Source organism: Mariniradius sediminis, assembly GCF_021491425.1.
Classification (GTDB): domain Bacteria; phylum Bacteroidota; class Bacteroidia; order Cytophagales; family Cyclobacteriaceae; genus Mariniradius; species Mariniradius saccharolyticus.
In genome coordinates this window covers 22,965-33,468 of the sequence record NZ_JAKEVZ010000025.1, presented here as the reverse complement: position 1 = coordinate 33,468, position 10,504 = coordinate 22,965, and the positions used below count along the sequence as shown (strand labels likewise).

The following is a 10,504-nucleotide window of genomic DNA, read 5'->3' as shown; positions in this document are numbered from 1 at the left end:
AGGCTATATGAACGCCGCTACGCGTCGGCCTTGACTGGTTTCACCGCTTGGACTTTGAAGCATTTAAGAGGATTGAAAACAAAGGAAAAACAATGAAAAAAGTGTCAAGTAAATTCAGGACGTGACAGAGATTTGAGAAATAAGACACAAGACACAAGAAACAAGACACCCGAACCAGGGACTTTGGCTGTCTGAGAAAAATGTGTTGGGTGACATTCTTGGTTGAATTTTGAATATCGAAGGCTGAATGTTGAATAGCGAAAGACAGCTATGGTCTATGGACTATCAACTATGGACTTTTAAAAAAAATGATGAATTATCAATAACCGCACCCCCTAAAAAGCAAAAAGCGGGAAAAACCTTTTCGGATTTTTCCCGCCCTCATCATTTGAAAACCGTGGTCCTCAAACCATGCCAAGCTACAGTTATTTTGGCTTTTCCCCCAGTTGCCCGGGTGCGTGACCTTAGGTTTGTGTTTTTCGGATTGCTTGCCTTTCGGCTACCAACCTGATTTCGATGCTTCTGCGGTCTCCCGTCTCAGATACTTGCCATTGCAGACAAATCTCCCTTCGCATCTCCGTCCAAACTTTCAACCCTCGCCCAAACTCTTACATTTGGCCTTTTATCTCTCACTTGATATCATCAAAGCTACTGCGTAAATGACTGTTTAGCAATATTTTTCACCATTATTTCCCCACAATTTTCCCACACCAAAACGATCCAAAAACACAAGTTATCCACAGTGGAAGCACGGAGGCTGCATGAGCCTTGCTGCCGAAAATTGGATACTTTTGGAAAAAACTGAAGTCCATGGAGCGAGTCAAACAACTTATTGAGGAATTGAATCTGCGGCCCCATCCCGAGGGCGGGTATTATGGAGAGACCTACAGGTCCGCATTGACTGTCAGCACCGATAATGGCAGACGAAACCTGATGACTTCCATCTATTTTCTCCTGACCTCGGACAACATTTCCAAGTTTCACAGCATCGCCGGACAGGAAATCTGGTATCACCACGAGGGAAGTCCGCTAACGGTTCATGTGCTTACCGAATCGGGTTATCAGCGATTGAAAGTGGGTCCGGTGGGCCTGGAAGGGAATCGGCCACAAGTCTTGGTACCCGAAGGAAGTATTTTTGGGTCGACGGTGGATGCCGAAGAGGCTTATTGTTTGGTCTCTTGCACCGTGGCGCCGGGCTTTGATTTTGCTGATTTCAGGATGTATTCCGCCGAGGAATTGCTGGAAAAATGGCCTGATTGTGCGGAAGTGATCAGGAGGCTGACGTGATTTTTTTTTGTTCTCGCAAAGACGGTAAAGGAGCAAAGAACGCAAAAGTATAGTGTAGGGCAGTTTTTGGCAGTAAGCAGTCTCAGTAGGCAGCGATTGGTGCTTTGCTAGTATTTCTGCATTCTCTGCTTTCCTTTTCCTTGGCGTCCTAGTGTCTTGGAGTGAAATCAATTTTCCTTTGCGCTCTCTGCTCCTTGGTTTTCTTTGCGTGCCTGATAATTCGATATTCTAGTCTTCTTTCTCAAAAACCAAAAAGTGCTGGATATTCATGAATTGGCCGTTTTGGACCATTTTGAAGCCATTTGCGGTGAGTTCCTTGGTCACCTGCGCTACGGTCATCTTGTGGAGTGGCTTGATGTAAACCTCCGGATCCTCTCCCCGGTACTCAATCAGCAGCAGTTTGCCGTCGGGTTTCAAGGATTTTTTGATTTCCTGCAAGACTTCATGCGGATACAGCAGTTCGTGGTACACGTCGACCATAATCGCGAGATCTATGGAGTTTTCGGGCAATTGGGGTGATTTTTCGCTTCCCTTGACTGTGATGACATTGTCAAATCCCAGTTCCTTGCTCTTCTCCTTCAGGTATTTGATCGCCGAATCTTGGATTTCTACTGCATATACTTTCCCTTTTGGGACCCGTTTTGCAATTCGAAAAGTGTAAAAACCCGATCCTGCACCGATATCCGCTACGACACTGGCTTCATTGATCGGGAGTTTTTTGATGGCCAAGTCGGTATTTTCCTCCTGGTTGCGAGTGGAGCGCTCCAGCCAACTCATCCCCATGAAGTTCATCACTTTGGAAATTTCGCGACCCATGTACACTTTTCCGGTTCCGTCTCGGTCGGGGGTCTTGAAGGTATAAATGCCAGCCGAATTTGAGCCTTGTTGTGAAATGGCATTTGGGGCAAATCCAAAAACTAACAGTAGGATGATCAAATATCGCATGGCAGTCGAGGTTTAAAGTTGAATGGGCGCACATGGGATTTAACCATGATTTGTTGTCCACGGTTTTGTTCGTAAATGGACAAATTTTGTACGGCCTATTCCGGTTGGCGAACAGAAATATAAGCAAATTGGCCTGAAATGAGTGTTTTCGTTATTTGGTATGCTTTTGGCACCCAATTTTTTCAAAAGACGCAATGCATGTCATTTGCCCTTTTTGTGAATCAAACCAACTATTAGCTGACAAGTCCCAAGATTTCGATATTCTGAAAGTCTGCGGCTAATTCTCCTTCACACCAGGCTTAAGCCTCGACAGCCGCAAACGTTCTTTTTTCAGAGGTATTTTAGTTTAGATATGCCAGGCAAGGCCTCCATTTTGTGGGGGCCTTGTTTTTTTAAATCATCCGATTTTGACCGCTGACGAACAAAACTGTCCGTGATTTCTGCCGATCATCATCGAAAAAGCCCCGTTCCTGATCAATAAGGGGGATTTTGACTGTGGCATAAAACTGGAACAATACAAATGCAAAGCGATCAAACTTTGGTAGGGAGTTCTGTTGGGTGTTGATAATGCTGAATGACTTCCTTCTTCTCAATTTTTGATCGATTGACCTAAACTTTGGCTGATCCATGTGGAAAAACTATTTCAAAACCTCCTTTAGGAACCTGTCAAAGCGAAAGCTGTACACGGGGATCAACATTCTTGGATTGACGATCGCTTTATGCAGTTTTTTTGCGATCTCACTCTACATCTACCATGAATGGAGCTATGACCGTATGTATACGGACTATGAGCGGATCTACAAATTCAGCCAGGAGTTTTCTTCAGCTGGTGAATCACAAATGGTCGGAACGACGCCGGCCAGCTTGGTACCGACCCTGATGGAGGAGTTTCCCGAAGTGGAGGTGGCGACTACTGTGTTTGACCTCTCAATTTTTTCTTCCGTACTGGTCGATGCTGGGGAAGGGAGCACTGAAGAAAACAGGTTTGCATTTGCAGATGCCAATTTCTTCAAAGTGTTTGACTTCAAGCTATTGGAGGGTCAGTCAGCCATCGCCCTTTCCGAGCCAAAACAAATTGTGGTGACTGAGACTACAGCTAAGCGGCTTTTCAACCAGTCCATCGGTGTGGTTGGGAAAACGCTCAAGGTAGACGGTACCGAATACACAGTATCTGGAGTGATGGAAGATTTTCCTTCCAACAGCAATCTGGATTTTGATTTCCTTGCTTCCTTCAAAACCCACCGCCTTGGAAGAGAACCGCAATGGTCTCCAGCCAATTTTTTCTCCTATGCCAAATTGCGTGCAGGAACCGACTTAGAGGCTTTTTCATTGAAAATCAGCCAAATGGTTGACAAGTATCTGGGTTCAGATATGCGTGAATACAATTTCAGCACGGCGTTCTTTTTTCAGCCGGTAAGCAGCATCCATCTGGGCGACTCCCAACTCAAAGGCATCAAACCAGCCAACGATATCAAAAACCTGTATCTCTTCGGTCTCATCGCGATATTGCTGGTAATGATCGGTGTGATCAATTATGTCAATTTGGCTACAGCCGAAGCTACTGAAAGGAATAAAGAAGTAGGTCTGAGAAAGGTTCTTGGTGCTGCCCGAGGCCAGTTGTTTGGGCAATTTGTCTCCGAGTCCATGATTTTGAGCGTATCTTCGATTTCCCTGAGCATTCTGTTGTTGTACTTGGGCAAGGGTGTCTTTGAGAATTTTTCTGGGGTTCCGATGCAGTTGAATCTGTTATTCGGGCCATGGGGTATTGGTTTTTTGATTGCGATTTTGCTTTTGGTGGGATTGATGGCGGGAATTTACCCATCGTTGGTATTGTCAGGAATGACGCCACTGAAAGCACTTGGGAATGAAATGAGGCTTGGGGGAGGGATTTGGCTGAGAAAGGGACTGGTGGTTTTCCAGTTTTTCATCTCTATGGGATTGCTCATCGCCACCTTGGTAGTATCCCAGCAACTTCAGTACATGCGGTCGGTGAATCTTGGCTATGATCGTGAACAGGTAATAGCGCTCCAAACCCATTATAACATGCGGGATAAAATCCCTGCCTTCAAAACCGAGTTGGTAAGGACCGGCCATGCAAGTGCCGCCGCGATGAGCAATTCCATGCCGATCTTTATTCAGGCGGGGTACTCCATCCTTCCGGGGGGAGACTTTCAGAAAGAGTTGATGGTCACGGGTTTTTGTGTCGACCATGACGTTTCCAAGACGATTGGTTTGGAATTGGTGGCAGGGCTGGATTTTGTGGAAACCGATATCGACCAAACGACAGCCTATGAAGGAGGCTTCGAAATGTCGATACTGTTCAACGAATCGGCCATACGCGAGATGGGTTGGACTCCGGAAGAAAGCGTCGGCAAAAAGGTCAATTTCAATGGTGTGAGTTCCGTAATCAAGGGTGTGGTAAAGGACTTTTATTTTAATTCTCTGCACCACCGGGTAGGACCCTTGGCGGTATTCATACAGCCAGCAGAGGCCAATTGGATCCTGATCAAACTGCCCGCAGGAAATCCTGCGCCGCATTTGGAGGAAATATCCAAGACATGGACCACCATGTTTCCTGAACGTCCTTTTAATTACCGTTTTCTCGACGATGCCTACAGCAATCTTTACCAATCAGAGCAAAAGGTCGGGGCACTGTTTGGTCTGTTTTCCGGCATCGCCGTTTGGATAGCCTGTATGGGGTTGTTTGGTTTGGTGTCCTACGTTGCCTTGCGAAGAACAAAGGAAATCAGTATCAGAAAGGTGTTGGGTGCCGATAGGCTGGCTGTGTTGAAATTGCTATCAGCCGATTTCTTTATCCTACTTGCTGTCGCTGCCCTTTTGGCAATTCCGGTTTGGTTATGGTTTTCCAAGGAATGGCTTTCGGGATTTGCGTACCAGACTGCAATATCTCCAGTCAGCTATCTGATTGCCGTGATGCTGGTTTCCGCCATCGCGGCCTTGACGATAGGTTACCGAACCGTTAGGGTATATGCCCGAAATCCTGCTGAAACGCTGAAGGATCAGTAGCTTCGAGTTCCAAGACATGAGACACAAGATGCAAGACACAAGATGTTTGAGTGGCTAGGGTCTACGGACTGGATGGGAAAAAATGAATGAGAAATGTATAAACCCGAGTGAATATCATTCGGAACTATCCAATAGCCAATAACTCAATAGCCAATACCTCAATAACGAATAACTGAACAACGAACCCACCTCACCAACAAACCACCATGCTCACCAACTACCTCAAAATCTTCATCCGGAACCTCAAAAAGAGCCCCGCATTCATCCTGATCAATATCCTCGGATTGTCGGTCGGGATGGCTTCGAGTATTTTGATTTGCCTTTTTGTCCAGCATGAACTCAGTTACGACAAATACCACGAAAAAGCCGATCGGATCTACCGTGTTTCGAGGGCGTGGTTCAACCAAGACGGTGCTACCAGTCTGCATTTGGGCCATGCAGCTCCGCCTTTTGGACCCTTGCTGCAATCTGATTTTGAAGGCAAGGTTAAAGAGGCTGTAAGGTTCCTCAATGTGGACGTAGTGCTGAAAGAGGGGCAAAACACCTTTGAGGAGTCAAGACTGTTTTTTGCGGATCCAAATGTATTTGAGGTATTCTCCTGGAAAATGGTCTCAGGCGACGGAGAAAAGGCACTTTCCTTTCCGGACGGAGTGATTTTAACCGAATCCATGGCAAGGAAGTATTTTGGAGATCAGGATCCCGTTGGAAAAAGCATGGAGGCGATTATTGGCCCGACGACCGTCAATCTTCAGGTCCGCGGCGTAATGGAGGATTTTCCAGACAATTCACATTTCAAGGCTGACTTTTTGGCCTCGATGGAACCTGTTGTCCAGTTCTACGGCGGCTACGAGCAAATGATGATGAACTTTGGCAGCAACAGCTTCGGCACTTACTTACTGCTGGAGAACGGGGTCGACCCAAAGGCTTTGGAAGATGAACTGCCAGCTTTTATCGACCGCCATATGCAGGCCAATGCACAGGGCATTCCAACGTCTAAAGGAACCAAACTTTACCTGTGGCCACTGACGGATATCCACCTCCATTCCAATTTGGATTCGGAAATCGAACCCAACAGCAGCATTGAATATGTCTACATCTATGGGGCAATCGCGATTTTTATCCTCCTCATCGCCTGCATCAACTTCATGAACCTTGCTACCGCCCGCTCTGCGAAACGGGCTTTGGAAGTTGGATTGCGGAAAGTGCTGGGCGCGGACCGCGAGCTACTTGTGCGTCAGTTTATGGGCGAGACGATCATCATGGCGGTGATGGCGATGCTTTTAGCCCTCGGAATCGCCTACCTGGCATTGCCTGCTTTCGGCAACTTCACAGGAAAAGTTTTGTCGTTGAATCTTCTCGAACACCCCGAATATCTGTTAGGATTTGTGGGTTTGGTGGTTTTGGTTGGTATTTTGGCTGGAAGTTACCCTTCGATGTTTTTGTCAGGATTCCAGCCGGTCAAGGTGCTGAAAGGGACCTATAAAATTGGTTCCGTCCATGAGAAATTCCGCTCCATCCTTGTCGTAGGTCAGTTTGCGATCTCCATTGTATTGATCGTGTCGGTTTTGGTCGTGTTGGACCAGCTGGATTTTATGAAGAACAAGGACTTGGGATTTGAAAAAGATGATATCGTCGTATTGAATTCGTATCCCGAATTCACCCAAAATTATGAAATGATGCGGGACAGGCTCCTCCAGCATCCCAATATTCAGGCAGTTGCAGTGGCTAGTCGTGTACCCTCGGGTAGGCTTTTGGATTCCCAAGGCACCCAAGCCGAAGTCAACGGTGAGATCACACCCATCAACGTGCGGGTTTCGGATATCCATGTAAGCCACAGCTTCATGACGACTTTTGGGATTGACTTGGTGGCGGGCAGGGATTTTGACATCAATTTGGCTTCGGATTCCACGGAGGCATTTATCCTCAATGAGGCGGCAGTGCGGGCTATTGGCTGGGCTAATCCGGAAGAAGCGGTCCAAAAGCAGTTCATGTATGGCGATAGAAGGGGATATGTCGTCGGTGTGGTCAAGGATTTCCATTTTGAATCCCTTCACCAGCCCATCAGCCCGATTGTATTTTTGATTCCAACCAATCGTATCAATTCGGTGGCTGTCAAGATTTCGGGAGAAAACAAGGATGAAACCATATCTTACCTACAGGATGAATGGCAGGCAATGCGCCCTGACCTTCCCTTTGACTACTATCTTGTCTCGGACAGTTTTGACCAGCAATATGAGTCTGAGGAAAAGGTCGCCCAGGTTTTTGGCTTCTTCGCGGGCTTGGCCATTCTGATTTCGGTTTTGGGGCTTTTTGGTTTGTCGGCATATGCCGCTGAACAGCGGACCCGGGAAATCGGCATCCGCAAAGTCATGGGTGCCAGCGTCGCCAGCATTGTGACACTCTTGGGCGTGGATTTTCTCAAGCTGGTGTTATTTGGGTTTTTGATCGCCGTACCGATTGCTTGGTATGGAATGAGTATTTGGCTGGAGAATTTCGCCTACAGCATTCATGTTTCCTGGGTCATCTTTTTGACCGCAGGGATTTCGGCAGCTTTGATAGCGGCCATGACCGTGAGTTCGCAGTCTATCCGAGCTGCCATGACCAATCCCGTGGATACCTTCAAAGTCCAATAGACAATTCCTGTTATGAAAATACTCAGCTATTTAAAGGTGGCCGTGCGAAATCTCAGGAAGAGGAAGGGATTCGCTTTGATCAATATTTTCAGTTTGGCTTTGGGACTGACGGGTGGGATTTACATGTTGGTTTTCGCCATCGACGAGCTTTCGTTCGACCGGTTTCATGTCAACGGGGAGAGAATCTACCGTGTCAACTCCTTGTTTCGAGATATCAAAACCGGGGAAGAGGGCTACAACAGCACCAATGCCTGGCCGATCGGGAAGGTGCTCGAGTCTGATTTTCCGGAGGTGGAAAAGGTGGTCTATATCGCCAATTGGCCACAAATGGACCTGTATCAAGATAGGCAGCGATTCGACCACCGGATGTTTTTTGCAAGCAAGGAGATGCTGGAGGTGTTTTCTTTTGGGATGAAAAAAGGAAACGCCGAATCAGCACTTCAGGAGCCTTACCAAGTGGTGCTGTCGGAGGAATTGGCGAAGAAGTTTTTCCCAGGGAGGGATGCACTCAACCAAGAACTCATGCTGGAAGACAGCATTCCGCTACGCGTAAGCGGCGTAGTCGCGAACGTTCCCCAAAATTCACATATTCAGTTTGACTTCCTGGTTTCATTTGCGACTCTCGAAGCGCTGACCCAAATGCAATATGAGGATGGTTGGGGCAACTTCAATCTCCACAATTATGTCCTCTTGCGGGAAGATGCCGATGCGGCGGCTTTTTCCGAGAAGACAAAAAACCTCTACATGGACAGAATGGGGGATATGTATAAGTCTTGGGGGAGCGAAGTACAGCTGCTTTTGGAGCCTTTGGGAGACATTTACCTTAAGTCTGAAAGCGGTAATGGCCTCGGAAATATCGGCAGTATGGATCGGCTTTGGCTGGTGATAGGGATTTGTTCCTTTGCGATACTGCTTGCCTGTATCAATTTCATCAACCTGTCAACCGCAAGGTCCATGGACAGGGCCAAGGAAGTCGGGTTGCGGAAGGTCGTCGGTTCCTCTCGGGGCGGCTTGGTTATCCAGTTTTTGGCAGAAGCATTTGTACTGACCCTTTTGGCATTTCTCCTCGCCTTGCTCTTGGCAAACGTATTGATGCCGCTATTCAATGAGCTCTTGGATAAGAGTTATACCCTTGCCGTTTTGGGGAGCATTGAAGTCGTTTTCGGCTTGATTGCACTACTCATGCTGATCACCTTTTTGGCTGGTTATTACCCTGCGATCGCACTGTCCGCCATGCAGCCCATAAAAGTTCTCAAAGGAAAATTCACTGCCTCGGCCTCAGGCCTTCAGTTGAGAAGGGGTTTGGTGGTGCTGCAGTTTTTCATTTCTGTATCGCTGCTGATGGGTACGATCGTCGTGTTGGACCAACTCCAATTCATGCAGCAAAAAAATCTCGGTTTTGACAAAGACCAAATTCTTGTCCTGAATACGAACAGAATACCGGGCTCTAAAGTGGCTGCTTTGAAAAATGAATTGCAGCAATTGACGGCAGTGCAGGAAGTTTCCTACGCCAACGGCATTCCGGGGCGACCAGGCTGGATTGGGCAGATAGCCTACCCCGAAGGCAGGGAAAAGGAAAACCCCACTTCGGTGGAGTATTTGGCAGTAGATGAAGATTATATCAAAACCCTTGGGCTTGAACTGATCGCCGGGAGGGATTTTGATGCAAATCGGGTCACCGACTTGGACGAAGGCTTGATCCTGAATGAAAAAGCTGTGGCTCTTTTTGGCTGGAATTCCCCCGAGGAGGCATTGGGAAAGAGAATTGTGTCCCCTTCCACCACTCCGCAGGGAGTCGTCATTGGGGTGGTGAAGGATTACCACCAACTGGGCGTGCAACAAAATATCCACGGCATCGCCATGGACGTGGCGCCGCAATATGCCTATCGTATGGTTGTAAAATTTGACCCTGCCCAGTCGATCGGTCTTTTGGAACAAATAGAAGGAAAATGGGAGTCGCTCTTTGGGAAAGAGGATTTCCAGTATTTCTTCCTCAATGAAGATTTCGACAGGCTGTACCGGTCCGAAGTCATACTTTCCAAAATGTTTAATCTCTTTGCCATTGCGACTTTCCTGATATCGATCGTTGGCTTGCTCGGCTTGGTTTCCTACATGATCCAAACAAGAAATAAGGAGCTCGGCATCCGCAAAATCCTCGGAGCAGGCGGGGGTCAGATTGTCGCTTTGCTTTCCAAAGACTTCATCGTTCTTGTAGTGATTGCAGCCATTTTGGCCCTGCCGACAGTCGCTTACCTATCCAGTAAGTGGTTGAAGGACTTTGCGTTCCAGACCAAGTTACCCCTCGGGACATTTGCCTTGGTGGTTCTAGGGACGGTAGTAGGCACACTGCTGTTGGTAACTGTCCAAGCCATCAAAGCCTACTACTCCAATACGATGCAAGCGCTGAAAAGTGAATGAGATGAAGTCAGGCGTATGGGTGAGACAGGAGACACAAGACATGAGACATAAGACACGAGACATAAGACGTAAGACAACAGAATCTGCGTGTCGCTGCTATGGACTATGGTCTATCGACTACAAATTCAACCCTTTGGCTTCGCTCGGGGACCAACCAGCGACGGCGCTCGAGGACCGAATAACTTAATAACGAA

Annotated in this window: 5 protein-coding genes; 4 read left to right on the top strand and 1 reads right to left on the bottom strand. The window is 47.4% G+C overall.

Annotated features, from left to right (window positions below):
• Positions 1-810 precede the first annotated feature (810 nt).
• Positions 811-1,287 (top strand): cupin domain-containing protein, encoded by a 477-nt coding sequence (locus L0U89_RS19630; RefSeq protein WP_234863085.1) that lies wholly within the window; start codon positions 811-813, stop codon positions 1,285-1,287.
• A gap of 228 nt (positions 1,288-1,515) precedes the next feature.
• On the opposite strand, the gene L0U89_RS19625 is transcribed toward L0U89_RS19630, so the two are convergent.
• Positions 1,516-2,232: a class I SAM-dependent methyltransferase gene (locus tag L0U89_RS19625; protein ID WP_234863084.1), complete on the bottom strand. Its 717-nt coding sequence runs from the start codon at positions 2,230-2,232 to the stop codon at positions 1,516-1,518.
• A gap of 627 nt (positions 2,233-2,859) precedes the next feature.
• On the opposite strand from L0U89_RS19625, the gene L0U89_RS19620 reads away from it, so the two are divergent.
• From L0U89_RS19620 to L0U89_RS19610, 3 genes are all read left to right on the top strand, one after another.
• Positions 2,860-5,259, top strand: coding sequence for an ABC transporter permease (locus L0U89_RS19620; protein WP_234863083.1), 2,400 nt, complete (start codon positions 2,860-2,862; stop codon positions 5,257-5,259).
• Between the two features lie 206 nt (positions 5,260-5,465).
• Positions 5,466-7,892 carry an ABC transporter permease gene (locus L0U89_RS19615; protein WP_234863082.1) on the top strand — a complete coding sequence of 809 codons (2,427 nt, stop codon included), beginning with the start codon at positions 5,466-5,468 and terminating at the stop codon, positions 7,890-7,892.
• Positions 7,893-7,904: 12 nt separating this feature from the next.
• Positions 7,905-10,310, top strand: a complete 2,406-nt coding sequence (locus L0U89_RS19610; RefSeq protein ID WP_234863081.1) for an ABC transporter permease — start codon at positions 7,905-7,907, stop codon at positions 10,308-10,310.
• Positions 10,311-10,504: the final 194 nt, after the last annotated feature.

Excerpts from the sequence above, each read along its gene's own strand:
- L0U89_RS19610 (WP_234863081.1), top strand. The coding sequence starts at position 7,905 with ATGAAAATACTCAGCTATTTAAAGGTGGCCGTGCGAAATCTCAGGAAG.
- L0U89_RS19615 (WP_234863082.1), top strand. The coding sequence starts at position 5,466 with ATGCTCACCAACTACCTCAAAATCTTCATCCGGAACCTCAAAAAGAGC.
- L0U89_RS19620 (WP_234863083.1), top strand. The coding sequence starts at position 2,860 with ATGTGGAAAAACTATTTCAAAACCTCCTTTAGGAACCTGTCAAAGCGA.
- L0U89_RS19625 (WP_234863084.1), bottom strand. The coding sequence starts at position 2,232 with ATGCGATATTTGATCATCCTACTGTTAGTTTTTGGATTTGCCCCAAAT.
- L0U89_RS19630 (WP_234863085.1), top strand. The coding sequence starts at position 811 with ATGGAGCGAGTCAAACAACTTATTGAGGAATTGAATCTGCGGCCCCAT.